Origin of the sequence: Trinickia symbiotica, assembly GCF_003028655.1 — a bacterium.
Lineage (GTDB): Bacteria > Pseudomonadota > Gammaproteobacteria > Burkholderiales > Burkholderiaceae > Trinickia > Trinickia symbiotica_A.
The window spans coordinates 312,835-338,129 of sequence record NZ_PYUC01000006.1 but is presented as its reverse complement, the minus strand read 5'-3'; the positions used below and the strand labels follow the sequence as shown (position 1 = coordinate 338,129).

At 65.1% G+C, this 25,295-nt stretch carries 23 protein-coding genes; 7 read left to right on the top strand and 16 right to left on the bottom strand.

The features are described from left to right. Nucleotides 1-71: 71 nt before the first annotated feature. Nucleotides 72-989, top strand: a complete 918-nt coding sequence (locus C9I57_RS14415; RefSeq protein ID WP_107151336.1) for a LysR substrate-binding domain-containing protein — start codon at nucleotides 72-74, stop codon at nucleotides 987-989. A 13-nt stretch (nucleotides 990-1,002) separates the two neighbouring features. On the opposite strand, the gene C9I57_RS14410 is transcribed toward C9I57_RS14415, so the two are convergent. The 4 genes from C9I57_RS14410 to C9I57_RS14395 form a co-directional block, all read right to left on the bottom strand. Beyond that, on the bottom strand, nucleotides 1,003-1,215 hold the full coding sequence (locus C9I57_RS14410) for a DUF1059 domain-containing protein (RefSeq protein ID WP_018439342.1): 213 nt from the start codon (nucleotides 1,213-1,215) through the stop codon (nucleotides 1,003-1,005). A gap of 311 nt (nucleotides 1,216-1,526) precedes the next feature. Further along, nucleotides 1,527-2,921, bottom strand: coding sequence for an MFS transporter (locus C9I57_RS14405; protein WP_107151335.1), 1,395 nt, complete (start codon nucleotides 2,919-2,921; stop codon nucleotides 1,527-1,529). Between the two features lie 208 nt (nucleotides 2,922-3,129). After that, on the bottom strand, nucleotides 3,130-4,902 hold the full coding sequence (locus C9I57_RS14400) for a S53 family peptidase (RefSeq protein WP_258187642.1): 1,773 nt from the start codon (nucleotides 4,900-4,902) through the stop codon (nucleotides 3,130-3,132). Between the two features lie 250 nt (nucleotides 4,903-5,152). Then, a complete protein-coding gene (locus C9I57_RS14395) occupies nucleotides 5,153-6,838 on the bottom strand; it encodes a S10 family peptidase (RefSeq protein WP_107151333.1) in 1,686 nt (561 codons plus the stop codon). 167 nt (nucleotides 6,839-7,005) lie between these two features. Between C9I57_RS14395 and C9I57_RS14390 the strand changes: the two genes are divergently transcribed. After that, complete coding sequence (locus C9I57_RS14390) at nucleotides 7,006-8,085, top strand: AI-2E family transporter (protein ID WP_107151332.1); 1,080 nt, start codon at nucleotides 7,006-7,008, stop codon at nucleotides 8,083-8,085. Nucleotides 8,086-8,131: 46 nt separating this feature from the next. On the opposite strand, the gene ltaE is transcribed toward C9I57_RS14390, so the two are convergent. Continuing rightward, complete coding sequence (gene ltaE, locus C9I57_RS14385; RefSeq protein WP_107151417.1) at nucleotides 8,132-9,166, bottom strand: low-specificity L-threonine aldolase; 1,035 nt, start codon at nucleotides 9,164-9,166, stop codon at nucleotides 8,132-8,134. Nucleotides 9,167-9,505: 339 nt separating this feature from the next. Here ltaE and C9I57_RS14380 point away from each other — a divergent pair, with 339 nt between their 5' ends. The 3 genes from C9I57_RS14380 (at nucleotide 9,506) to C9I57_RS14370 (ending at nucleotide 12,348) form a co-directional block, all read left to right on the top strand. After that, on the top strand, nucleotides 9,506-9,946 hold the full coding sequence (locus tag C9I57_RS14380) for a hypothetical protein (RefSeq protein WP_107151331.1): 441 nt from the start codon (nucleotides 9,506-9,508) through the stop codon (nucleotides 9,944-9,946). Nucleotides 9,947-10,220: 274 nt separating this feature from the next. Further along, complete coding sequence (locus tag C9I57_RS14375; RefSeq protein WP_107151330.1) at nucleotides 10,221-11,399, top strand: porin; 1,179 nt, start codon at nucleotides 10,221-10,223, stop codon at nucleotides 11,397-11,399. Nucleotides 11,400-11,595: 196 nt separating this feature from the next. Next, the gene (locus C9I57_RS14370; protein WP_107151329.1) at nucleotides 11,596-12,348 is read left to right on the top strand and encodes a fumarylacetoacetate hydrolase family protein; all 753 of its coding nucleotides are present in this window, start codon (nucleotides 11,596-11,598) and stop codon (nucleotides 12,346-12,348) included. Between the two features lie 70 nt (nucleotides 12,349-12,418). Here the strand turns inward: C9I57_RS14370 and C9I57_RS14365 are convergent, their stop codons facing one another. From C9I57_RS14365 to C9I57_RS14330, 8 genes are read right to left on the bottom strand one after another with little or no spacing between them, the layout of a single operon-like run. Beyond that, the gene (locus C9I57_RS14365) at nucleotides 12,419-13,351 is read right to left on the bottom strand and encodes an ACP S-malonyltransferase (RefSeq protein ID WP_107151328.1); all 933 of its coding nucleotides are present in this window, start codon (nucleotides 13,349-13,351) and stop codon (nucleotides 12,419-12,421) included. After that, nucleotides 13,351-14,022, bottom strand: a complete 672-nt coding sequence (locus tag C9I57_RS14360) for a malonate decarboxylase holo-ACP synthase (protein ID WP_107151327.1) — start codon at nucleotides 14,020-14,022, stop codon at nucleotides 13,351-13,353. Before C9I57_RS14360 ends, C9I57_RS14365 begins: the two co-directional genes overlap by 1 nt. Further along, nucleotides 14,007-14,834: a biotin-independent malonate decarboxylase subunit gamma gene (gene mdcE, locus C9I57_RS14355; protein WP_107151326.1), complete on the bottom strand. Its 828-nt coding sequence runs from the start codon at nucleotides 14,832-14,834 to the stop codon at nucleotides 14,007-14,009. The genes C9I57_RS14360 and mdcE overlap by 16 nt, the downstream gene beginning before the upstream one ends. Nucleotides 14,835-14,846: 12 nt before the next feature. Further along, nucleotides 14,847-15,752, bottom strand: a complete 906-nt coding sequence (locus C9I57_RS14350) for a biotin-independent malonate decarboxylase subunit beta (protein WP_107151325.1) — start codon at nucleotides 15,750-15,752, stop codon at nucleotides 14,847-14,849. Next, on the bottom strand, nucleotides 15,749-16,081 hold the full coding sequence (locus C9I57_RS14345; RefSeq protein ID WP_107151324.1) for a malonate decarboxylase subunit delta: 333 nt from the start codon (nucleotides 16,079-16,081) through the stop codon (nucleotides 15,749-15,751). Before C9I57_RS14345 ends, C9I57_RS14350 begins: the two co-directional genes overlap by 4 nt. After that, nucleotides 16,069-16,980 (bottom strand): triphosphoribosyl-dephospho-CoA synthase, encoded by a 912-nt coding sequence (locus C9I57_RS14340; protein WP_440130207.1) that lies wholly within the window; start codon nucleotides 16,978-16,980, stop codon nucleotides 16,069-16,071. Before C9I57_RS14340 ends, C9I57_RS14345 begins: the two co-directional genes overlap by 13 nt. Nucleotides 16,981-16,983: 3 nt before the next feature. After that, the gene (gene mdcA, locus C9I57_RS14335; RefSeq protein ID WP_107151323.1) at nucleotides 16,984-18,663 is read right to left on the bottom strand and encodes a malonate decarboxylase subunit alpha; all 1,680 of its coding nucleotides are present in this window, start codon (nucleotides 18,661-18,663) and stop codon (nucleotides 16,984-16,986) included. Nucleotides 18,664-18,720: 57 nt separating this feature from the next. Beyond that, on the bottom strand, nucleotides 18,721-19,518 hold the full coding sequence (locus C9I57_RS14330; RefSeq protein ID WP_107151322.1) for a GntR family transcriptional regulator: 798 nt from the start codon (nucleotides 19,516-19,518) through the stop codon (nucleotides 18,721-18,723). 155 nt (nucleotides 19,519-19,673) lie between these two features. Between C9I57_RS14330 and C9I57_RS14325 the strand changes: the two genes are divergently transcribed. Beyond that, nucleotides 19,674-21,008, top strand: coding sequence for an MFS transporter (locus C9I57_RS14325; RefSeq protein ID WP_258187641.1), 1,335 nt, complete (start codon nucleotides 19,674-19,676; stop codon nucleotides 21,006-21,008). Nucleotides 21,009-21,030: 22 nt separating this feature from the next. On the opposite strand, the gene C9I57_RS14320 is transcribed toward C9I57_RS14325, so the two are convergent. Together C9I57_RS14320 and C9I57_RS14315 are read right to left on the bottom strand one after the other, a co-directional pair. Next, nucleotides 21,031-22,563, bottom strand: coding sequence for a C40 family peptidase (locus tag C9I57_RS14320; protein WP_107151414.1), 1,533 nt, complete (start codon nucleotides 22,561-22,563; stop codon nucleotides 21,031-21,033). A gap of 34 nt (nucleotides 22,564-22,597) precedes the next feature. After that, nucleotides 22,598-23,554 carry an ATP adenylyltransferase family protein gene (locus C9I57_RS14315; protein WP_107151321.1) on the bottom strand — a complete coding sequence of 319 codons (957 nt, stop codon included), beginning with the start codon at nucleotides 23,552-23,554 and terminating at the stop codon, nucleotides 22,598-22,600. 219 nt (nucleotides 23,555-23,773) lie between these two features. Here C9I57_RS14315 and C9I57_RS14310 point away from each other — a divergent pair, with 219 nt between their 5' ends. After that, a complete protein-coding gene (locus tag C9I57_RS14310) occupies nucleotides 23,774-24,853 on the top strand; it encodes a hypothetical protein (protein ID WP_107151320.1) in 1,080 nt (359 codons plus the stop codon). A gap of 12 nt (nucleotides 24,854-24,865) precedes the next feature. Here the strand turns inward: C9I57_RS14310 and C9I57_RS14305 are convergent, their stop codons facing one another. Further along, nucleotides 24,866-25,144, bottom strand: coding sequence for a hypothetical protein (locus C9I57_RS14305; protein ID WP_107151413.1), 279 nt, complete (start codon nucleotides 25,142-25,144; stop codon nucleotides 24,866-24,868). Nucleotides 25,145-25,295: the final 151 nt, after the last annotated feature.

The following is a 25,295-nucleotide window of genomic DNA, read 5'->3' as shown; positions in this document are numbered from 1 at the left end:
TCTATGATCGTGCTGAAAATCAGATATTTTTCAACGGATCGTCCAGTAAAACCGGATGATGGGGTGACGGCATGAGCCAGACGAACGTCGATATCGCGGCATTGCGCAGCTTCGTGATGGGCATCGATCTCGGCAGCTTCGCGAAGGCGGCCGATCGCGTGGGCCGATCGACTTCGGCCGTGAGCGCGCAGATCCGCAAGCTCGAGGAACAAGCGGGTACGCCGCTCTTTCGCAAGTCGGGCCGCGGCCTCGCGTTGACCGAGGCGGGCGAGGTCATGCTCCGCTACGCGCGCAGGCTCGTCGAGCTCAACGACGAGGCAATTTCCGCCGCGCGCGGCGTCAATCTCGAAGGTTGGGTGCGGCTCGGGTTGCAGGAGGATTTCGGCGAATCGTTGCTTCCGGGCGTGCTCGGCCGGTTCGCCCGCGCTCATCCCAAAGTGCGAATTGAGGCGCGCGTCGCGCGCAACACCGACCTCTTCGCACGCCTCGACGCGGGCGAGCTCGATCTCGCGCTGACCTGGGACGACGTGGACTCATCGCTGCGCGCGCGGCGCGCGGCTGGGGCGAGCATGCAAGTGGCGGCGCCGCGCCTTCATTGGATCGGCTCGGATGCGTTGCGATGGGATCGCGAAGCGGGGGAGCCCCTGCCGCTCGTGTTGTTCGATGGACCCTGCGTCGTTTGCAGTGCCGCCACGGCCGCGCTCGATCGTGCCGGCGTTGCATGGCGCGTGGCGGTCACGAGTCCGAGCCTCGCGGGTCTCTGGGCCGCGGCCGCGGCGGGACTCGGCGTGACGGTACGCGCATCCTATGGATTGCCGTCGAGCGTGCGCACGCTCGATGCGAATGCCTATGGGTTGCCGACACTGCCGACGCTGCCGCTCATGCTCTTGCGCGCGTCGAATGCATCGGCGCCGCCCGTCGACCAGCTGGCCTCGATCGTGCTCGACGCGGTCTTGAGCCAGACAAGTCCCACGGAACGGGCGGCGTAAAGGTTGAACCGCCTCAAGCCGCGCGCGGCGCTTCTACCGGCGGCGTGCCTTCGTGAAAGAGCGCGCGCAATTGAGAACGGAATTCCGGCGTGTCGGCATGATGGTGAACGGCCACCGCATGCTGGACGGCCGCTTCGATCAGCTCGTCGTCGGAATCCGCCGATAGCGCGACCGAGCAGTTCATTTCGCTCGGGTACTCCCGGCAATCGATGTATTTGCGGGTCATGGCGTCTATCCTCCTCGATCGGCTACCGCACACTGACGAAGCCACGACCGAACGATGAAGCCCAAGGCTTGATGTTCTGATTGTGGCGGTTAGTCCTTCATTAAGCATTCTTCATAAGAAAGAAGGCAATATGAAAGAACGCAGGTGCCTGAATAATAGAGCGTGCAAGGCGTGCGACCAAATCGCATACATCGTGCTCTTGATCTTGCCGTTTCCGCCAGACCACGCACGTCGCCGTTCGAGGGCGGACGCCATCGGCGCTGAGCAGGAAGGGGGGAGCGACTGCGCGCGTGGCAGCGCGGCGAGCGCGGCTATCCTCGAGAGCCGCGCGCGATCTCATCGCCCGCGTCGGGCGAGAGGCGGCGCGTAATCGGAATCGAACCGAACGAGAAAAGGCCGACGACGAGAAACGCCGGCCAGAAGTCGGACCACGTCACGTGCGCGTGACCGTGCACTGCCCGGGCGATTTGCAGCACGATGCCGCCGACCACGACGCCGAGGCCGAGCGACATCTGCTGGACGACGCTGCCGAGGCTCGTGGCGCGGCCGACGTCGCGGCTCGCGATATCGGCGTAAATCATCGAATTGAGGCTCGTGAACTGCAAGGCGGGGAAGAAGCCGCCCAAAAGCACGACGAGCCAGATGTACCAGAGGGACGTGCCGGGAAAGAAGGTGCCGTAGGCGGCGATCGCGACGCCCGAAAACGCCGCGTTGTAGATGAGCACCGTGCGAAACCCGAATTTGCGCAGCGTTAGGGACGTGAGCGAGCGCATGAACATGCTCCCGAACGCGGAAGCGCAGGTGATGAGGCCCGATTCGAACGCTGTCATGCCGAGTCCTTCCTGCAACGCGAGCGGCAACAGGAAAGGCACGGCGCCGAGCCCGATGCGAAACATCGATCCACCGAGGACGCTCGCGCGATAAGTAGGAATCCTGAGGAAACGCAGCTCGAGCACGGGCCGTTCGGCACGCTGCGCGTAGAGCACGTAAAGCGCAATGAGGAACGCGCCCACGAGGCACATTTCGTAGGCGGTCCGATCGGCGACGATGTCGGTGCCGATCAGCGACAGCCCGAGCAGCGCAAGCGAGGCGCCGAGCGCGGAAAGAACGAAGCCGGTCCAGTCGAGCGGACCCGGGTGCGGCTCGTGCGTATTGGCGATGTAGCGGTTCGTCAGGTAGATGCCGAGCAGGCCGATCGGCACGTTGATGAAGAAGATCAGCCGCCAGTGAAGATAGGTGGTGAGGAACCCGCCGAGCAGCGGCGCCGCGGCTGGCGCGAACATCGCGGGCATGCTCAGGTAGTTCATCGCGCGCACGAATTCGCTCTTCGGCACCGAGCGAAAAATGATGATGCGCCCGACCGGCACCATCATCGCGCCGCCGATGCCTTGCAGAAAGCGCGCGAGCGTGAAGAAGTGCATCGAACGCGAGGCCGCGCACATCAGCGAGCCCGCGATGAAGATCCCGATGGCCGTCCGAAAGACCGTGCGCGAGCCGAAACGATCGGCGAGCCAGCCGCAAATCGGAATGAAAACGCCGAGACTCACCACATAGCTGATGATCGCGATCTTCAAGGAGACGGGATCGCTGCCGAAATCGCGCGCCATCGAGGGAAGCGCGGTGACGATGATGTTTGCGTCGGCGCTTTCCATGAAAAGCGCGCACGCGACGATGAGCGGAGAGATTAAGGCGATGGCAACCGGCATGGACAAGCGGCGCTGCGGCCACGCGTGCAGGGCACGAACGCAAAGCCCGAATTATGCGCCGACTTTTCCGCCGATGGGACGATTATGTACAGTTTGTTGCGTGTGCAACGACTACCGTTGCAGTTTTTGCAGTCGTTGCAGTTTCGTTCTCGTGGTCTCCCCGCAGCCCGCGGCTTGAACTCGCCACTTGCAATTCGTGGCCTGCCGGTCAGCGGGCGAACGGATAGCGCTCGACGTAGACGGCGAGATCCTTCATCCGCAGGCTGCCCCAGCCGGTGGGGTAGTCCCAGCGCGGTCCCGCGTTGTAGCCGTACCCGCCATAACCGTTATTGCCCGAGGTCACGTCGAACGCGAGCGACGGCGTGGCGGCCACCGCGCTGTAGAGGCTCGATGCGGGGAACCCGAGCGAGTTCGAATGAGCGGATTCGAGGCGCGCCCAGAATCCGACGAAGAGCGGCGACGAAAGGCTCGTGCCCCCGACTTGCTCGACGCCGTTCGACGTGTAGATGAGCGCGCCCGTGCTTTGCGCGGCATCGAACGAGATGTCGGGCACGGCGCGGCCGGCCGGCCTCGGGCTCACGTTCAGCGCTCGTTGCCAGACGGGCGTCGGCTCGAACGCACTGAATCCGCCCGTCGATGCCCATAGCTTCCCGTCGCCGTCGAGGCCTTCGTTCCATACGGTTTCGTTGGCGAAGGAGCCGTCGGCCTGCGTGTAAAGGGTCGTGCCGCCCACTGAAATGACGTTCGGCGACGAAGCGGGCCACGACAGCGAATAAGTGCCGCCGTCCGGAAATCCGCGGTTGTTGCACTCGTAGGCGCCTTCATCGCCCGAGGAGACCGAGAACGTTTGCCCTTGCGCCACGGCTGCCGTGAAGATTTGATCCTCGGCGGCCATGGTGCCATCGGTGTACGCATCGGCCTCGCACCAGCCGAGCGAGACGTTGATGACCTTGGCCACACCGTCGGTGACGGCCTGGTTGAATGCCTGAGTCAGCCCCGTGTTGCCGGGCGCGTTCAGGTCCGCTGCGTAAAAGATCAATTGTCGCACCGCGCCGCCCGCCGCGCCGACGATGTCCTGGCTATCGAGATCCCACTCGACTTGCCCGTTCGGATCGTCGTCATAGTTGCCGTTCGAAGCGCCGGTGTTCACAGTCGAGACGTTGACGGGCGAGAGGTTGTTCGCGCTCGTGAATTGCGCGAGGTCGCTCGTCGCCTGGCTCGCGCCGCCGATCGTGACGATGCCGATGGTCGTATTCGATGCGCTGGGCAGGCTGTCCGCTTGATAGATCGCGGAGAACTCCTTCGGAGCGTGGCCTTTCGCCGTGCCGGCGGCGGCGCGTGTATCCGCCTGTGCGCGCGGGCCGCGGACCGCCATCGTATGCGCGCGCGTCACGTTTTGCAGCCCGAGCACCGCGAGCACGGAGTCGGCGAGGCCCTCGGGCACCTGCGCGGTTCTCGTATTCGCGTGCACGAGCCGCCCACCTTTCATGAAGTGGACGATCGGCGTATGGAACGCGCGCTTGACGGTGCCGGAGGTGCCGTCCGCGGAGATCAGCATGCGGTTGCGAGAGACCGCGATATTGACGAGGCCGTTTTCGCGCAGGTAGGCAACGACACGTTCGACTTGCCGCGGAGTCGGCGCGTATCGCTCGAGAAAGGCTTGCGGCGTCAGGAATTGGTGGTAGCTCGGGTTCGCTCGACGCGTGACGGCGTCGGCAAGATCGCGCAACTTGCCGAAATCGTGAGCCTTCATGCTGACGACGACGCGGATCGGTTCGCCCGCCCTCGTTTCTGTTTGCGGGGCGGCGCTGAAAGTCCGTAGCTGAGCGGGCGTCAGGAAACCTTTGGTGGCGGTGTCGACCCAGTTCGTCGAGGCGCCGGCCGCGTGCGCGGAGACGGTGGCGAGAAAAAGCGGCAGCGCCATTGCGGCGCGACCGCGCCATTTCGACATCGATTGTTTCGGCTTTGCAGTCGAATCCATTTGACCTCCTTGGTTTGCAACGCCGGAGGAGACGCCGTGGCTGTCGACCGCGGGCATCGCGGTCCGTCAACGGATGTGAGCAGGGTTCCCGTCTCGAGCCATTGTCGCCGTGGGGGAGTGGCAAGTGCTCGCGATCGATCGCCGAGCGCTTTCAACCTAGAGGACAAGAATGGCTTCGGGTAGCTATTCGATCTGCGGGGGAGAGTGGCGGTCTGTACAGAGAGCCCGGCGCGCTCGATTCAAGGGTGCGTCACTTGGCCAATGCTTCGCCCGAATTCGCGCCGGCATCGTAGAAATTCGCGAGGTCGCGCTTCCAGGCGTGCAAAGCGTCGTCGTCGAGATAGACCATGTGACCGCTCGCGTAGTGCTTGACTTGGATATGTGCACGCAGCGACGGCTCGAGTCCCATGTGCGCGAGATCGTATTCGGTGCCGAAGAACGGTGTCGCGAGATCGTAGTAGCCGTTGCACGACAGCACGCGAAGGCTCGGGTTTTGTCGCATGGCTTCGGCGAGATCGCCGGCCGCGTACGGCAACTCGAGCGTCTCGCCCCACGATTGGCGATGCTTCCATTGCCATGCTTCGAGCACGGTGTCGCTGAAGACCCGATAGGGCGTCGGCGCGACATAGTGCAAATCGCGCGCGAGGTGGTCGTGAAACGCCGCGTCGAACGCGCTCACGATGTACCTCTCGGAAGCATCGAAATCGGGGGTCTCGGAGACGTCGTCCGCTTCGATGCCAATGACGCGCGCGTCGTAGCGCCCCACGCCGCGCGGTTCGCCGCGCAGCAGTTGCTTGCGAAATCGGGAGGGCCGGATGCGCAGATGCGAAGCGATCACATAGCGCTCGTCGAGCCCGGTATAGCGCGCCACCTGCGCCGCGATCGCATCGCGCTCGCCGTCGGGCAGCGCGTCGCCCTTCGCGAGGGCGGCGGCGTAAGGGCCGATTGCGAACGCCCGCACTTCGTCGAGAAACGCGGGGAGATCGGACGGCTTGGGGCTCGGAAGCTTGTCGTGGTACCAGGCGGCGGCCGCGAACGAGGGTAGGTAGCGGATGCTCATGAGATCGTAGCCGGGCATCCGGCTGTTCGCGTTCAACACCGACGATAGCAGCACCACGCCGTTGAGCGCGATGTTCTGCTGACCCAGCCGGTACGCAAGCATGGCGGCGCGCGCCGTGCCGTACGATTCGCCGATCAGGTACTTCGGAGAGTTCCAGCGATCGTTGACGGACAGATACCGCTCGATGAAGCGCGAGAACGCGTCGAGATCGCCGTCCACGCTGTAGAAGCGCTTTGCCGCCGTCGCGGGGCCAAGTGGCCTCGAGAAGCCGGTTCCGACGGCATCGATGAAGACAAGATCCGTCTTGTCGAGGAGGCTGTCGCGGTTGTCGCCAAGGACATAGGGGGCGGGCAGCGTGGGGGCCGGCGTTTTCGTGCGCACGCGCACGGGGCCGACCGATCCCATCAGGAGAAAGATGCTGCCGGCGCCAGGGCCGCCGTTGAAAAGGAACGTGATCGGCCGCCGCGCGGTGTCTTTCGCGTGCGCCGTGTAGGCGACGTAGAACATGCTCGCATCGGGCTCGCCTTTGGCGTTCTCGATGACGAGCGTGCCGGCGGTGGCGCGGTAATCGATGCGGCGCCCGTCGATGCGAATCGTGTGCTCGGTGACGCTCGATGTTTCGCGCGGCGCGGGCTCAGCCTTGACCGCCGATGCAGCCGATGCCGTCGGCGACGGGGCGGCCGCGGCATGCGCGACGGCCGATGCCGGGGCGGCGGCTTCGGTCTCGTCCGCGTCGTCAGCCCATGCCGATGAGGAGGCAACGCACGAGAGCGCGAACACAAGGGCCAGGCAAGACGGCAAGGAACGGCTCGATAGGGTGCGCGCCGCGCGGGTGGCCCGGTCATTGCACAGCATGTCAGCGAGGCGAAGGCGCATGGGCGCTCCAATGGGTCGATGCCGTCCAAGAACGGCATCGATTCTTCGTAATGCGGCGCACCAAGTCAACGCCAACGTTGCAGGGCGCGTCGAGCCGTCAGCGGGGTGATCCGATAAGATGTCGGCGATCGAACACTACGATTGCCTTTCTGACCGAGCGATTTCCGATGCCATCCCATCCTTCCGTCGAGCCTCCCCAAGAAGACACTAAGAGGAAAGCGCAGCGCGTTGCCTGGACGGCGCTGAACGTGGCGTTGATCGCGCTGGCGGCATGGGTGCTGCGGGAATTCATCGCGCCGATGGTCTGGGCAGGCGTCATCACGATCGCGCTGTGGCCGCTGCTCCTCAAGTTGGCGAGCCCCCGTCACGCCCAGGGCGGCACGACGGCGCTCGCGCTTGCCGTGACGATCGCGGTCGGTTTTTTCGTCGCGCTGCCGTTCGTTCTCGTCTTCACGCAGACGGCCCTCGAGGCGCACGACCTCATTGCCTGGATCAAGAACACCGAGGCGAACGGCATCCCTTTGCCTCACTTCGTCGATCAACTGCCGTTCGGCAAGCAAATCGCCGACTGGTGGCAGGCCAATCTCGCGCGCCCGTTCGGGCAATCGCCCGCCATGAAGGAGCTGCACGGCGAAACCGTGGCCACGGTGGGCCGACATTTCGGCGTACTCGCCGTCCGCGGCATCGTGCACTTCGGCTTCATGCTGTTGACGCTGTTCGTGCTGCTGCAGACCGGTCCCCGCCTCGCCGATCAATCGCTGAAAGTCGTGCGGCGCTTCTTCGGTGCGGAGGGGGCGCAACTGGCGAGGGCAATGGCCGAAGCCGTGCGAGGAACGGTAACGGGGCTCGTTGTCGTCGGCCTCGGCGAAGGCCTGCTGATCGGCGTCTCCTACGCCTTGACGGGGCTGCCGCACGCTGGAGCCATCGGTCTTCTGACGGCCATCGCGGCCATGTTGCCGTTTTGCGCGCCCGTTGTGTTTTGCGGCGCCGCACTTTGGCTGTTTGCACACGACTCGATGGTCGGCGCCATCGCCGTCCTCGCCACGGGTTCCATCGTCGTGTTCATCGCCGAGCATTTCGTCCGCCCAATATTGATCGGCAGTACTACACGATTGCCGTTTCTTCTCGTCTTGTTCGGCATCCTCGGCGGCGCCGAGACATTCGGCCTCGTCGGGCTTTTCATCGGGCCCGCGCTGATGACGGTGCTCGTCGTGCTCTGGCGCGAGTCGACGCAGCAACCGTTGTAGCGCAAGCCGTCAGGCTTCGAAGGCGCCTGATCGCGGGCGCCGAGCGTCAGGCGTGCCGGGTAAAGAACTCGGCCGCGACGGCGAGCGCCGTATCGACGGCTTGCCTGTCGACGTCGAGATGCGTCACCCAGCGCTGCCGCGTCGCGCCGTAGGCCGACGTGACGCCGATTCCGTGCCGCGCGAGATGCTCGGCGAACGCGCTCGCGTATTGCGGCGCGACATCGACGAAGACGATGTTCGTATCGGGCGTGACGACGCTTACGCCGGGAAACCTGGCGAGGCCCTGTGCCAGCGCTTTCGCGTTCGCATGGTCGTCGGCCAGCCGCTCGACGTTGTGCTCGAGCGCATAGAGGCCGGCCGCCGCGAGGACGCCGACTTGCCGCAGGCCGCCGCCCAGCATCTTGCGCAGCCGGCGCCCCTTGGCGATCAGCTCGGCCGATCCGACGAGGACCGATCCGATCGGCGCGCCGAGACCCTTCGACAGACAGACGGAGACGGTATCGAACGGACGCGCCAGCCTCTCGACGGGCACGCCGAGCGCGGCCGCCGCGTTGAAAACGCGCGCACCGTCGAGATGGCATGCGAGCCCGTGTCGCCGCGCAAGCGCCGTTGCCGCTTCGACATAATCGGTCGGCAACACTTTGCCGCCGATCGTGTTTTCGAGTGCGAGGAGCCGCGTGCGCGCGAAATGCGGATCGTCGGGCTTGATGGCCGCCTCGATCTGCTCGAGCGGCAGGGTGCCATCGGGCAGGTTGTCGAGCGGTTGCGGCTGAATGCTGCCGAGCACGGCCGCGCCTCCGCCCTCCCAGCGGTAGCAATGGGCCTGCTGGCCGACGATATACTCGTCGCCGCGGCCGCAGTGCGCCATCAGCCCGATCAGGTTCGATTGCGTGCCGGACGGAACGAAAAGCGCCGCTTGCTTGCCGAGCGTCTCCGCGAGCTGCGTTTCGAGCCGCTTGACGGTCGGGTCGTCGCCGAAGACATCGTCGCCGACTTCAGCCGCCGCCATGGCCGCGCGCATCGCGGAGCTCGGGCGCGTGACGGTATCGCTGCGAAAGTCGTGTTTCAGTGCCGCAATCATCGAGTTCTCTCCGCATGGATCAGCAGCCGCGCTGGCCGGCGCGGACTGCGCAAAGAGGCAACTGTAGCCGGTTTCGGCGCCGCTTGCCGCCGAAGCGCGCGTGTCACCCATTCATTTTGAGAATCTTCTCGATCCGACACGCACCGCGTTTATTTGCGTCGATCAGTTCATTCGCGTCGCTGGCCGCCGGGCACGTGCGCTACAAAGACGATAAAGTGCCGGCATGCGACGGGCGCCGAGCACGCCGCGCGCGACCGGGCATCCGCCTTGCCCCGGCTGCTGCGAGGCTGCCCGCACTCCTGGATGTATCGAGAACATATGGTTTGAATCCGCCTGCCCATGAAGCCCCTTTTTGCCGCCGCCCTGTCGATTGCCGCCGTTGCGTGGCCGGCCATCGGGTCGTGCACGCCGATACCGCTCGACGATCCGCTTCAATGCAACGTGTCGCCGCACGTCTTCATCGGCGGACTCATCAATCAGGGCGATGTCGAGCCGCAGCCCTTCCGCGTGGAAAGCAATTCGATCAACGCGTTCAACCCCGTGCACGGCGCCGACTTGCGCGCGTTCGGCTTCCATGTCTTCGCGCTCGTCGCCTACGAGGAAGGCGATCCGCTTTTCCGCAAGGGAAGCGGCAAGCGCGTCTCCAGCTCTGCCTACGGGGCCGTGGTCTGGGGCTCGACCGAAAAGGTTCAGGCCGCCGTTTCCGCGGCGCACAGCTCGGCCATCGTGCACCACGCCGGACCGTTCATCACGGCGATCTTCTGCGACCGCGAGTCCTGAGGGTTTTCCCCTATTGTTGGCGCTTTTGCCTGATCACGGCAGGCAGACCGGTCGCTCTTCATGCGTTTCGGGGCCCGGGCTAGTTGGCAATCGGCAACGGCCGGAAACGTTTCATGACGAACCACGATAGACGCGTCGATTCCCTCATGTAACCATCTTCGACACGGCTTGGCGCAACCGTGATCGTATCCGCCGCTCGCCTTTCGCCGTTAGCGAGACTCGAGCGAGCAAGAAAAAAGGAAATCCACCTCATCGGGATCGAGGGGAAGGCAAAATGAAAAAAACGGCTGTTTCTCTGGTGCTGTCGACCGTATTCGCCGCGCCGGCGTTCGCTCAGAACAGCGTCGCGCTCTACGGTGTCATCGACGAGGGCTTCGATTACACGAATAACGTGCGGGGAAGCCATAACTACGAATTGCAAAGCGGCTTCGCACAGGGCAGCCGGTGGGGGCTCAAGGGTGCCGAGGAACTGGGCGGCGGCCTGAAGGCGGTGTTCCAATTGGAAAACGGCTTCAACGTCAGCAACGGCCGGCTCGCGCAAGGCGGGCTGATGTTCGGCCGGCAGGCGTATGTCGGACTTTCGAGCAATCGCTTCGGCACGCTGACGGTCGGCCGGCAATACGATTCCGTCGTCGATTTCCTCGCACAGACCACAGCCAACGGAAATTGGGCCGGCTTGATGTTTTCGCATCCTTTCGACAACGACAACACCGATAACACGTTTCGCGTCAACAACACCGTCAAATACATGAGTCCCGATTGGGCGGGCCTCCAATTCGGCGGCACTTACAGCTTCAGCAACAGCACCAGCTTTGCCAACAATCGTCAATACAGCGTAGGCGGCCAGTATGCGACCGGTGGGCTGCTCGTCGCGGCGGCCTTCCTCGAGGCGACCGATCCTTCGACCACGGCGGGCGGAGCGATCAACAACGGCGGCGATACGAACTTCGTTGCGAGCCGGCTGCGCATTTTCGGCGGCGGCGTCAATTACACGTTCGGGCCCGCGACGGCGGGGCTCGTCTATACGAATACGTTCATCGCCGACCCGGTCGCCAACGGTTATCTGAACCAGACGGTGACGACGGAGACCATCGCGCCGATCTCGGGGCCGCTCGCCGGCGCGACGGTCGGCTCGATTCGCTTCCAGAACTTCGAGGTCAACGGCAAATATCAGCTCACGCCGGCGCTCTTTATCGGCGCGCAGTATGTCTACACGCTCGAGAGCTACAACACGACGTTCGGCGGCGTGAAGCCGACGATCCACTCTTTCGGTCTCATGCTCGACTACAACCTTTCCAAGCGAACCGACATCTATATCCAGGGCGCGCTGCAGAGGATTACCGGCGACTCGACGGGATCGAGTCTCGATCAGGCCTACGTGCCGGGCGCGGCGGACCTGTCGGGCAATTCAAAGCAGGTGATGGGGCGCGTCGGCATTCGGCATAAGTTCTGACCAGCGTTTGCCGCTCGAGCGGCCGTCGTTGCCGCATCCGCCGACGGGCGCGATGCGGCGCTGTCTTGAAGATTTCGCTCGCGTCGACGATACGAAGCTGCGATGTGGCCTATAGTTTGCAACGGCCTAAGCCGAAATCGGACACGGGCGCCCTCGGCGTCCCGTGCCGGCCACTCGTCCAGAGGAGAACGAGACCATGACACCCACGCAAGTGCTTGCCACTCGCCTTATCGAAGCCCATCGATCGCATCGGTCGATCGGCGATCTTCAGGTGAACGACCTCAGGCCTGCGAGCATCGACGAAGCCTACGTCGTCCAGCAGATCGTGCTGGCCGAGCTCGGCGGCGCGGGCGGTTACAAGATCGGCGCGGGAACGCCCGAGGCGGAGCCGCAGTGCGCGCCGATCCCGGCCAAGAAGGTGGTCGGCGCCGCGGCGGGGATTCGCCGCGACGACTATAGCCGCATCGGCCTCGAGCTCGAGATCGCGTTCAGCTTTGCCGACGATATCGATCGTACGTTTGCGGACCGCGCCGAGGACGCGCTCGATGCGATCGATACGATGTCCGTTGTCGTGGAAGTTGTCGACAGCCGATTCGAAGCATGGCCGAAAGTCGACCCGTTATTGCAGCTCGCCGATTTGCAGAACAACGGTGCGCTCGTGATCGGCGATACGCGGCCCTACGATCGCAACTTCGATTTCAGCGCCCCACACGTGAGCTTCAAGTTCGGCGAGCATGAAATTTTCAGCGGCCGTGCGCGACATCCCGCCGGCGACCCGCGCCGGCTCGTCGCGTGGCTCGTCGCACGCACGCTCCAAACCGGGCATTCGATTCCCGCTCGCACGATTCTGACGACCGGTTCTTATACGCCGCTCTATCTCGCGAAAGAGCCCGGGTGCGTGCGCGGGACGATCGAGGGCTTCGGAGGGATCGAGTTCACGATCGCGTGACGCGTAGGATGAGCCGCGACCCTCGGCGGCTTTCGCGCGCTTCTTTCGCGGCGGACGGCTTGCGCCGTTTTCAGCGCGAGCCGAGCCGTCTTTCCAGCAGCGGAATCAGCCGCTCATCGGGTGTCGCGCAGGCCGACAGCGCCGTGACGTCGGGATAGGCGATTCGCGCAATGGAAGTCAGGACCTGGCCCGGCGGCGCTTCGACGAGCACCGTTGCACCGAGCTCGATGATGACGGTGAGCGCGTCGAACCAGCGCACCGTATGGCGCATGTTCGTCGCCAGATCGTCGCGGATCGCTTCGGCCGTGCGCAACGGGCGGGCGGTACGGTTGCCGACGTAGACGGCACGCGGTGCTTGCAATGGAATATCGGCTGCATAGGCGAGCAACTCATCCGAAGCATCGGCGAGCAACTCGCAATGGGACGGCACGCTGACGTCGAGACGTTTCGCCCGGTGCGCGCCGGCGGCGAGCGCACGTGCGTTGAAAACGTCGAGTGCCACGTTCGATCCGGTCACGACGATTTGGCGAGGGGCGTTCACGTTGGCGACATAGACGCGCGATGCGGCGTCGGCTGCCGCGCCGCCGGCGAGCCGTTCCACTTCATGCTCGGTGAGGCCGTCGATCGCGGAAAGACCGTAGCCGGACGGATAGGCACGCTCCATCAATTCCGCGCGCTTGGCGACGAGACGCACCGCGTCGGCGAAGGCGATCGCGCCGGAAGTGACGGCAGCGGCATAGGCGCCCACGGACAGGCCCGATGTCAACGCGATATCGAAGCCATCGGCCGCGATCCGGCGGGCCGTCGCCACGCCTGCCACCACGAGGCCGACTTGCACGGCCACGCTCGAGCGCAAGGCGTCCGGCGTATCGATCGTCAAAACGTCCAACGAAAGGGCATCCGATGCTTCGGCAATCGTGGTCCGGACGACCGGATGCGGCGGCAATCGATGCAGGAAGCCGGCGGATTGCGCGCCTTGGCCAGGGAAGAGGCACGCGAGCATCAGGTCACCTCTGCCGGAGCCGCCGACTCGATGGACCACGGATCGGCAACGAGGCGCGGTCCGTCAGTACTCCTCACCATCGTGCGCGGTTTGCGCAGGGCCCACTCGGCGAGCGCGACGCCGCCTGCCGGGGCGTCGAGCTGAACGTCGATGCGTAGGCCTGCGCGCGCCGCATGGGCGTGCAATTCCGTCGACAAGCGTTGCGCGTCGTCATGCGAGAGCGGGGTAGGGGCGCGGATCAGCAGGTCGAGATCGCTCGATGGCGTGATCGTGGGAACACCTGTCGCCAATTCGAAGGCCGCGCTGCCGGCCGGCCCCCATTCGAAGGCCGCCAGACATGCGCTGTCGACCAGCGCGCGGAGCAGGACGAACGGCGGGAGTGACGCGCGCGCCGGCGGCGGGTTCGTTCGCACGAGGCAGTCGGGTGTAAACGTCGCTTCGATATCGCGTTCGTCGGCAAAGGCCGCGTAGCGCTGCGCGCGCGTGGTCCCGCGCAGACCCACCGCAACGATGCCCGGATCGGCATGCGCTCTGCGCACGACGGCGAACGGCGCATGCTTGAACGCATCGACGACCCACGCCGGTGCGGCGCCGCTTGCGTCTGTAGGCAACCGCCGCAGACGAAGCAGATCGTGCGGGCGATACCGCACTTCGCTCAATCGGCGTTCCATTGCTCGGCTAGCCTGCGGCGGACTTCGATCGACGCCGCACGCGTTCTCTTCGCGCTCTCCGAGTCGAGCCGGTGAGAGAGATCGCGCCTGCCCTGGCGGGCGCTTGCCACGGCCTCGATCAACTCGCGGCGCACGAGCGCGACCTGTTCGTCGGTCGGCGAATCGGCATCGACCCCTTCGATGAGTCGATCGAGCAGCCCGAGCTGCGCGAACGCGGTGAGCGAGTACGACATCGGCGTGATCGTCTCGCCGAGCGCATCGAGCGACTCGACGGAGCGCCGCGTCACGCGTGCCGCCGCCTCCTTGCCCATCGCATGCACCATCGTGCCCGGCGCGTCGAGCGCGAGGATCCGGTTCGCTTGATAGCCGTGCGCAAGGAAAGCCCCCGACATCGCGGGGCCGACGATCAGCGCGACGACAGGATGCCCGGCCTGGCGCGCGCTCGCATAGGCATCCACCGCCGCCGCGCAGGCGAGATGAATGCCGAGCATTTCCTCGCGATAGCCGTATGCCTGGCTCTTTACATCGACGATCGCGATGATCGGGCGCCGCTCTCGCGCGCCTGCGTCGTTTTCGATCGCTTCACGGACTGTCTTCGCCAGCAGCCAGCCTTGCTCGAGGCCGACGACGTTGTCGCGCGCGCGCGGGAAGCGATTCGCGGGATCGGGCACGACTGCGATGAACCTCGCGGTGTCCGCGCCGAGCGGCGCATCGGCGTAGCGGACAGGCGCGCTGGCGCTTGCGGGCTTCAGCGCGTCGCCCGCGAGCGCGCGCAGCCAGCGCTGGCCTCGTGTAGACGTTGTATCGTTCATCGATCGAGTTCCTCAGGAGTCCTCACGATTGCTTCCGTTGTCGGCGCCGTTACCGCCGGGAGCGGGGCTGAAGGCCGCACGCATGGATTCGGGCGTCACGGCTTGCGCGTCGACCTCGGCAAGGCGCGTGAGATAAGCCTCGGCCTGCTCGCTGCGATGCTCGGCGGGCGTGCCGCGCGCGAATGCGACATGGACGGCGGTCGCAATGGCGCTCGCGTCGTCTTCGACGAGCATATCGGCGAATCCGGTGGCGACGCGCTGCGCGCCGCCGATGAGCTGCCAGACGCGGCGGCGATCGCTCGAATCGAGCTCCTCGATGCCGGCTTCCTGCTCGATGACCTCGGGGCCGTTCATGCCGAGGCGTGCCTGACGTGTCACGACGAGGCATGAGCAAAGCGCCGCCGTGAGCGACATCCCGCCGAAACACCCCACCATGCCCGAGATCACGCCCACCACCGGCACATGTTTCCTCAACGCGACGATCGCCGATTGGATCTCCGCGATCACGGCGAGACCGAGATTCGCTTCCTGCAGTCGTACGCCGCCCGTTTCAAAGACGATGAGCGGGCGCACGCGCTTCCCGCTTTCGCAATCGGACAGCGCGAGCTCGAGCGCGGCCGCGATCTTGCTGCCCGATACCTCCCCGATGCTGCCGCCTTGAAAGGCCGGCTCGATCGCGGCGACGACGGCCGGCTCATGATCGATCGTGCCGCGCGCGATGACGACACCGTCGTCGGCTTGGCAAACGATGCCCTGCAGCGGCAGCCATGGTGACGTGAGGCGATCGAACGGACCGACGAGCTCGCGAAACGAGCCTGCGTCGAGGAGGGCCCGCGCTCGCTCGCGCGCCGTCATCTCGATGAAGCTTTCGCGCGCGGCGAAAGGAGCGGGGCCGGCGACAAAAGACGCGGACGTCATTGATCCCCTCCATTGTTCGTCGCGCCATCCGCTTGCGCGGCTTGTTGCGCTTCGACTGCCTCGGCGAGCCGCAATGCGACTACGCCGGGCGTCGCACCGAAATCGTTGATCTCGATCTGCACGGCGCCGTCGTATCGCGTGAAGAAGCGGTCGAGCACGCTTTTCCAGATATGTCCGTAACCGTCGACGCTCGTGTGCACGACGACGTGTGCGGCCATCTTGTCGTTCGGCGTCAAAAGTACTTCGAGATCGCCCGAGCCGACCACGCCGACATGCGCGCGAGCGTTGACGGCGCGTTGCGCCGAATAATCGAACGTCAGATGTTCCATGCGTTCTGGCTCCCGCCGGCGCCGTATCGCACCAGCTTGTCGATGAAAAGGGTTGCGGCGAGCAGGTCGGCCGCGCCGCCCGGGGAGGCGTTCAGTGCGACGAGCGTCCTGTCGAGACGATAGAGCGCGGCCCGGCCCGGCAGACTCGCGCTGCCGCCTTTAGCAAGCACCTCGCGCGCGCCCTGCCGTGCCGCATCGAGCGCGGGGGGGCCGGCTCGATGCAGCAGGCATGTATCGTCGAGCGTCGTCATGATCGACAGCAGCGCGTCGATACGCGCGGCGTTTTCGCCGTCGCCGCGCCGGCGCGTCGCTTGCAGCGTGGGCAAGCCCGCGCGCAGCACATGCGGAAAGCCATGCTGCGCTTCGCGACGGGCGCCGCCCGCCCCGTAGCGTGCGCGTGCACGCGCGCCATTGCTGTCGGTCGGGGCAGCCGCAAAGTCGGGGAAGCAGGCAATTTGCGCTCCGAGTTCACAGATCGTGCGCGGATGCCACGTCTCACCGACATCGTGACAGATCGTTGCGCCCGCAACCAGCAGTCCGATGATCCAGATCGCGCCCCGATGGGCGTTGCTGCCGCCCGTCGCGCGCATCATGGCGATCTCGCCGGCTCGTCCGATTGCCGCGAGCTCCGTGCGCAGCATCGCCGAGGGTGCGTGGCCACGCGCCGCACGCGCGAGCGCCGCGAATGTCGGCTCGAGCGCATGGGCCGAACGCATCATGACGGCGAGATTCAGATCGCGATGCGCGCCACTTCCGCGACGATCGACAAGCGCGGGCTTCGGCGTCAGATGGGCCTCTTCGACGAGCGCGTCGACAGCGAAGCGCGCAAGCCGCGCGGCCATGCCGTCGGCTTGTTCCGGTGCCGCCGCGCACGCGGCATGGATCGTCAAGGGTGACATCGCTCACCAGCTCCTGAAACGCGCGGGCGGCGAGTAGAGTCCGCCCGACCACTCCACGAGATCGTCGATGCTGCGTGCCGCGAGCAGCGTGCGCTTGGCTTGCCCGCGCCGAATGCCCAGGTCTTCGGGGTAAGCGACGATGCCGCGCCTGCGCAGCTCGGCGGTCCGCGCCGGCTCGGCGCGCAGGCCGATCGGGGTGACGCCCGCCACGGCTGCGAGCGCCGCGCGGCGCTCCTCGACACCTTGCGCCTTGTGAAGATACGCAATGCCTTCCTCGGTGACGACGTGGCTGACGTCATCGCCGTAGATCATGACGGGCGCAATCGGCATCCCGCTTTTCGCGCCCACGCTGACGGCATCGAGCTCGTCGACGAACGTCGGCTCGCCGCCTTTCTTGTAAGTCTCGGCGAGCTGGACAACGAGCTTGCGTCCGCGCGCCACGCCCGAGCCCGCGGCGGCGGGCCCGCCCTCGGCCTTCAGCAGCTTGAGCCAGGCCTCGCTCGCATGGCGGCGGCCACGCGGATCGTGGCCCATGTTCGGCGCGCCGCCGAACCCGGCGAGACGCCCGCGCGTCACCGTGGACGAGTTCGCGTCGGCGTCGATCTGCAGCGTCGATCCGATGAAAAGATCGACGCCGTATTGCCCCGCGAGCTGGCAAAGCACGCGATTCGAGCGCAGGCTGCCGTCGCGGCCCGTGAAGAAGACGTCGGGGCGGGCCGCGATATACGCTTCCATGCCGACCTCGCTGCCGAAGCAGTGAACGCTTTCGACCCACCCCGATTCGATCGCGGGGATCAGTGTGGGATGAGGATTGAGCGTCCAGTTGCGGCAGATCTTGCCTTTCAGGCCGAGCTCGGCGCCGTAGGTCGGCAGTATCAGCTCGATCGCCGCGGTATCGAATCCGATGCCGTGATTGAGCGACGTCACGCCATACGCTTCATAGATGCCGCGGATCGCCAGCATCGCCGTCAGGACCTGCAAATCGCCGATATGGCGCGGATCGCGCGTGAAAAGCGGCTCGATCGCAAACGGCCGATCGGCCTCGACGACGACATCGACCCATGAGCCGGGAATGTCGACGCGCGGCAGCTCATCGACTATTTCGTTCACCTGAACGATGACGATGCCATGCCGAAAGGCGGCCGCTTCGGCGATCGTGGGGGTGTCTTCCGTATTGGGACCCGTGTAGAGATTGCCGTGGCGGTCAGCCTGCTCGGCGCAGAGCAGCGCGACGCGCGGCGCCAGATCGACGAACATCCGCGCGTAGAGCTCGACATAGGTATGGATCGCGCCGACTTCGAGCTGGCCGTCTTCGAGCAGCTGCGCAACGCGCAGGCTTTGCGGTCCCGCGAACGCGAAATCGACCTTGTGCGCGATGCCGCGCTCGAAAAGCGTCAGATGTTCCGGGCGGCTGATGCTCGAGATCAGCAAATGGATGCCGCTGACCTTCGCCGGGTCCACCTGCGCGAGCGAGCGCGACAGAAAGTCGGCCTGCTTCTGGTTATCGCCTTCGAGCGCCACGCGATCGCCGGGACGGATCAGCGCCTCGAGCGCGTCGACGATTCTCGCTCGGGGCAGCACGCCGTCTTCGATCCATGGTGCCACGACGGCGAGACGCCGCGCTTTTTCGTCGCGCAGCGTCGTCCAGCTGCGCGAGAAGGAAGTATCGGCTGGAGCATTCATCGATCGATCGGTTCTCGTATCGGGTTCAGTGGGGCGCGGCCTCGTCCTTCACCGCATTCATGTGCTGTGGCGCGGCGGTTTCTTCGCCGCACGCTTGCCGCCGTCTTGCTTGGCGCCGGCGGGCGCATCGGCGCTGTTCTCGCTCAGCAGTTTATAGAGCAATTCGCCGGTGCTGAGCAGATGTTCCGCGACCAGCTTCTGGGCCGTGGCGACGTCGCGCCGACGAACGGCCCGCATCAACGCCGCGTGTTCCCGGTCCGAGACCACCTTGTGCTCAGGCAATCCAAGCTTGACGCGCAGGTACCGCTCGCCGCGCCGATGCAGGGTCTCGATGAGCTCCAGCAACTGCGGCCGCTTCGCGGGCGCATAGAGACTCATATGAAACGCCTCGTTGCGCGAGACGTAAAGCGCGGAATCGGATTCCAGGCGCGCGGCCTCGCAGAGCTCCTGCGCCTCGCGCAGCGTCGCTTCGTCGTGAGCGGGGATCGCGCACGCAATGGCGAGGCTTTCGAGTGCGGCCCGGATCTCGTAGATCTCTCGCGCCTCATCAGGCAAGAGCGGGGCGACGGTCGCGCCCTTGTTCATCTCCACCTTGGCCCAGCCTTCGCTCTCGAGCTGCCGTAACGCCTCTCGCACGGGAATGGCACTGACCGCGAAGTGACGCGCGACCGCGTCTTGCCTCAGCGGTGCGCCGGGAGCCAGCGTGCCCTTGACGATCGCCTCGCGCAAGGCGTCCGCGACCATCTTCGAGGCGCTCACGCGCGGCGGCGCCGACACGGCCGCAAGCGGCAGGCCCGCACTCGCAGCACCGTTCGAAGATTCGCCTAAGGGAAAACGATTCGTTGCGTCAGTCATGATGCTCGATATTATATATAAAATATTCGATCAGTAATCGGGCAAACCCTGGTGTCTTCCAGGTGCGAAGCCCGACCGGCAGAGGCGCGGCACCATCGCGCCCGCTCAGTCGAGAGAAGTGGGGTCGTGTCCAACCGTATCTCCGGAGGAGTCAGATGAGTTCAAGCACAGACAATGCGCAAGAAGCACAAGAGGCGCAAGGCGCCTTGGGCGCACGAGCGGCACGACGCCGAACACCGCTCAATCGTTCCCAAATTGCGGGCTTTTGGGGGGCTTGGTCGGGATGGACGCTCGACGGGATGGATTCGTTCATCTACGCGCTCGTCCTGACGCCCGCGTTGACCGAGTTGCTGCCGCGCTCGGGCTATGCGGCGACACCCGCCAACATCGGCCTGGCCGGTTCGATCCTGTTCGCATTGTTTCTCGTCGGCTGGGGCCTGTCGTTCATCTGGGGGCCGCTTGCGGACCGCTTTGGCCGGACGAAGGTGCTCGCCGGCACGATCTTCACGTTCGCGATCTTCACGGGGCTCGCGGCCACGGCGAGCAACGTTTGGGAACTCGGCATCTACCGGTTCATTGCCGGAGTCGGCATTGGCGGCGAGTGGGCGCTCGCGGGCACCTACGTGGCCGAGGCGTGGCCCGAGGATCGCCGCAAAATGGGCGCGGGCTACCTGCAGACGGGTTACTACGCGGGCTTCTTTCTGGCGGCGGCGCTCAATTACACCGTCGGCGTTCATTTCGGCTGGCGGGCCATGTTCCTGACGGGCGCCGTTCCCGTCGTCGTCGCCATTCTCGTTTTGCTGCGAGTGAAGGAACCCGAGAAATGGCAGAAGGCCGAGGCGAAAGTCGTGCGCGCGCGTCCGCTGCGCGATATTCTCGGTCCGCACTATCGGCGCCGCACGTGGGTGGCGTGCGCGTTGTTGACGATCGCCATCGTCGGCCTGTGGGCCGGCGCAGTGTACGAGCCGTCAGCTGTCATTCAGCTTTCATTGAAGGCGGGCATGGACAAGAACGCCGCGATCAAGACGGCATCGCTCGCCACGGGTCTACTTTCGATCGGCACGATCCTCGGCTGCCTCGCATTGCCGCCGATGGCGGAGCGCATAGGGCGCAAGAAAACGCTCGCCTTCTATTTCGCCGGCATGGCCGTCTCGATCGCGGGCAGCTTCGGATGGGCGTTCTACCTGCCCAACGGACTCGTGCCGTTCATCGCCTGGCTCTTCGCGCTCGGCTTTTTCGGCGGCAACTTCGCGCTCTTCAGCCTGTGGTTGCCGGAACAGTTCGAAACGCGCGTGCGCGCGACGGCGTTCGCGTTTTGCACGTCGTTCGGCCGCTTCATCGGGGCCGGCGTCAACTTCTTACTCGGTGCGGCCGTTCTGCAGATGCACACGCTGGGGGTGCCCGTCGCCTTGACGGCGATCGCGTTCGTGATCGGACTTTTCATCGTGCCGCTCGCGCCCGAGACGCGCGGCGAGGTGCTGCCGCAGTAGCGCGGCGGCGACCTGACGCCGCTTAGCTCGCGGGATTTTCCTGATCGGGCGGCGGTTTCGTGCCGCTCGGCGCGCCGATCACGCTGATCTGAAAGATCGGCGTGCCGGCCAGCGACTGCAGCGAGGGATCTTCAGGAATCCTCAGCAACAGCGGGAAGATGACCGAGCCGCCGATGACCGAGCGGCGGCTGTTGTCGGCGGGCCGCAAGCCCCAGATATCCTGGTAGACGAGCGGCACTGCGTGGCCGTCGCGCTCGGTCGGGCCCAGATAAAGCATGACATGCCCGCCGATGTAGATGATCGTGCGCATCGGCTCGCCGTGCCGCATCAGGTAGTCGAGCCGGTCGGCCGGCTTCGCATCGGAGAGATCGGTGAAGAGGCCCGCGCTCATCTGCGTCGACGAGTGCCGCGGCAGCCACACGCCGAATGCGGCGAAGATGCTTTGCAGTTCCGAAGAGCAATCGTTGTAGAAGTCCGTGTTGCCCCATCCATAGGGCCGTCCGATCAGTGCCTTCATCAGCATGGCCAGATGTCGCGGCGTCGCGGCGAGCGGCATCGGCGTGATTTGCGAGTCGGCCAGCCGCACACGGCGGATTGTGGCGCGGCCGTCGATATCATGGACAGGTACGAGGACCGTTCGTGCGTCGGCCTGGGCGCCGGTCCCGGTCAGGGGCGGGCGAGGGGCGAGAGGCAGCAGCGTTCCGGCCGGTGCGGCGAATCGGAACGTTCCCGCTTCGTCGCGAACGGGCGCCGATGCCGCGATGACGGCGCCCCACGAAGCGCGGGCGCTTTGGGTCCACGTGTCGATGAAGGCATCGTCGACCATGCCGACGCCTTGCGCCTGCACCCAGCCCTGTACGTCGGGCGTTTGCACGTAATCCCATGCGCCGTCCGACGTGGCGCCCAGTAGGTAGAGCGGCGTGCCGGGGCGAATGGCCGAAATCTGCAGATTGTCGAATGGGTAGCCTTCGCCGGCGAGCTCGTGGGAATAGAACGAGGGATCCGTCGTCGGCAGTTCGCGCACGAGCAGATTGGCCGTTGCGATGGCACGCGCGGAGGGCCGGTAGTGCGGCGCTCGTCCGAACTGCGCGACATCCATGTTTTGCTCGATCGCATCGATCCACTGCTCCGTGTGCGCGCGATAGTTTTGCCCATAGCCGATCAGGTTCTCGGGCTTGCCCGCATTGTCGTATCGGCCGATGCGGCGAAGCTGGAGATCGACGATGTTCTGGCCGTTCTGGCCATAGACGATCGCACTGATGAAAGCCGGGTTCCAGGGCGAAGGGTCGTCGGCTCGCATGCCGAAATAGCGTGCATAGAGTGCGTCGAGTTGCTCGCGTTGGGTTTGCGCGCTTAGGAACGGTGTGTCGTATCCGGGCGCCGCGGGATCGATCCAGCGATCGACGTTCTGATCGTAGGCCGCCATCGGAAAGACGCCGATCGGATCGACATAGGCGTGCTGCGAGGCGGGCGGATTCGACGCGCAAGCGGCGAGTGCCAGGCAAAGCGCGGCAATTGCCAAGCGAGGATTCAAAGCGCGGAATTTGCGGAGCATCGAAGAGCAATCCGAGAAATTATCAAAGCCGTAGTCATGCATTTGCGTCGCGCGGCATCGATACGCGCTCGAGCAGCGTCATCGGTCCCAGCCGGCGCACAGTTTCCATTTGCCCGGCATCGCGGACGAACAACGAGCCTGCGAAGCCGAGCGCATTGATCGACACGCCGTCGGCGCATTCGGCCCGGCGCGGCACGAGCAGCATCCATCGTGGCGTCAGCAGCAGATTGTAAGGGCTGGCCTGGCGCGCGGGCGCGCCAGGGCCGGACTTATCGATGAGCCCGAGGGCTTCCATGAGCCGCAAATACCGATCTAAGGCGGCAACCGGCGCGGGCGCGGGTGGGAGTGGCGCGAACGCATGCGCGAACGGCAGGCCGTCGAGAGCGGCGACATCGGCCTCCTTGGCGAGCGCAGCCGATATGAGCGGTTCGATCGGCAGCGACAGGCCCTGGGTATCGGCTGCCAGCGGCAACGGCACGAGCTGCATATGCTTGTGTCGTTGACTGGCGCCGGCCGCCTCCCCGCCGTTGTAGAACCCGAGCGCCCCTGAGCTGGGTGCCGCTGAGCCGCGCGGCCCTGCGCCGGGCGGCTCGAACTGCGTGAGGCAAGCCAACCAGGCGGTGAAGTCGTCGATATCGAGCAAAGCTTCCTGTTCCTCAAAAGCGCGCGTGACGATCAGCAGATGGTGATCGATGACGTTGAACTTATTGAGCAAAGCGACGTGCGTCGGCGTAATGTCAGCGACGAAGAGGTCCGGGTCGTACGGCAGAAATGGATCGGCCGGTGGCGAGGACGAATTTGTCGCATGGGCGCCACGCTCGCGCGTTTTTCGGGCGAGGCTCGATACTTGGCGTACGACGAAGCGCACCCCGCCATCGTCGAGTGCGATCGACGCCGTTTCGATCGGCCGAAGCGCGCCGCATGCGAGCGCGTGCGCGGTTCGGCGCATGATCGCCGGCAAAAGCGTATTGGGCGTCAGCAGCGAGGACATGATCGAATCGTTCCGCGGTGTCTTGCAACGCCGATATTGTGGCGCAGAAGGCCGGGCGGTACTTCATATCATCGGTTCATGAACACGTTGATCCGGGCCGAGCAGCCCGGATTTGTTTTTGAAGCGCGCGGGCATGAGCTTTGCGCCAATTACGTCCGAGTCTAATGGGGGACGGGGCGTCTTCGCGTATGCGGGGCGAATCGACGGGTGACCGAGCAGATGACAATCGAACTCAATGAACCGTTGCATGTCATCGGGCGTCGCCGTGCGACGTTCCAGTCGCTTTATCCATGCGCGCTTGTTTACCTCGATCCCGGTGCCGGCTCGAGCCCGAACAGCCGAAGCAAGGATCCGTCCGCGTACGTGCGCCAGGCCGTGGGCCTGAACAAGTCGCTGCTGCACGCGGGGCTGCCGCGCTTGAACGTCTATACGAACGAAGTCGATGCCGTTCGCCGCATGCTTGTCGATATAGCCGACGAGGACGCGCGCCCCGTCGTGCAGGCGCTCGAAATCGCGCACCGTGATCTGCCGAAGAGCACTCCGTTCTATGCCGCCCATTTCAAGTTCGATTTGATGATGCAGGCGGCCAAGAGCCTGCCGAAAGACGCGCTCTTTCTTCTGCTCGATACGGACATGGTCGCCATGCACCCACTCGACGCGGGACTCGCCGCGCGCTGTGCACGGAGCGGCGTCGGCGCGTTCGATATTTCCGATCAAGTCTTTCCAGCATATGGCAGCGAGCGTGTCATTGCCGACCTCGAGCGGGTGGCCGGCCGTCCGCTCAGCAATCCGCGATGGTACGGCGGGGAATTTTTGCTATGTACGACTGAATTTCTTACCCGACTCATCGAGCGGGCGATGCCGTGCTTCACGCGCTACCTCGCGGAGATTCGCCATCTCCATCACCACGGCGATGAAGCGTTCATCTCGGCTGCGCTTTCGCTGCTCGAGCAGGAAGGACAGACGATCGTCGACGTCGGCGCCTATCAGGCGGTGGGCCGCCATTGGCCCGGCAATACGCATCGAAATCTCTACTGGTTCAGCCGATGTTCGTTTCTGCATTTGCCGGGTAGCAAGTCCGTCATCGAACGAGAGGCACGGCACCGGGATTTCTGCCCGCCGCGCGTGTGGCGCGTCGTCGCGGCGCAGCATCGAAAGGGGCAGTTGCGTTGGGCCCTCAAGATCCTGTTCGACGATAAGTTGAAGCGGCGCGTGCGCGCGATTTTCTCGCGCTTTCGTCGACAGAAAGTGGATGAGGGGCTGGAGGCCGCGGAACGAGACGCATCGGGTAATGCGTGAGGGTACCCCGCGTTACTCGCCGAAGAGGCTGTGGATGTCCTTTGCGTCGTCGGAGTCGGAAAGGTTGTATTCGGCGCGGGCTGCTCGAAGTACTTCTTCGACGACGCGTTCGTAGCCGATCGCATTGCCGAAATGCTTCATCGTCCAATTGCAGCCCGTCGCATCGGGCTCCTGCTTTTGAGGGCGTGGCACACGGATCTTCACGCCGTCTTCGACGATTTCATGAACGCGGTGGATGCGGCGGCTGACTTCCTCTTGCAGTCGGGAGGCGTTGAGGGTTTTGCGGATCACGAGATGGCCCTCCGGTGGCGTACTGGCTCTGTGCTCAATGAGAACAACATACCACGCGCAGAGCAGCGCATACGGCTCCTGATTCACCATTTCCCTCTACTGCCGGGCGCCGCCGCGGACGAGATCCGCGAGAAGGGCGAGCGATCGGTGA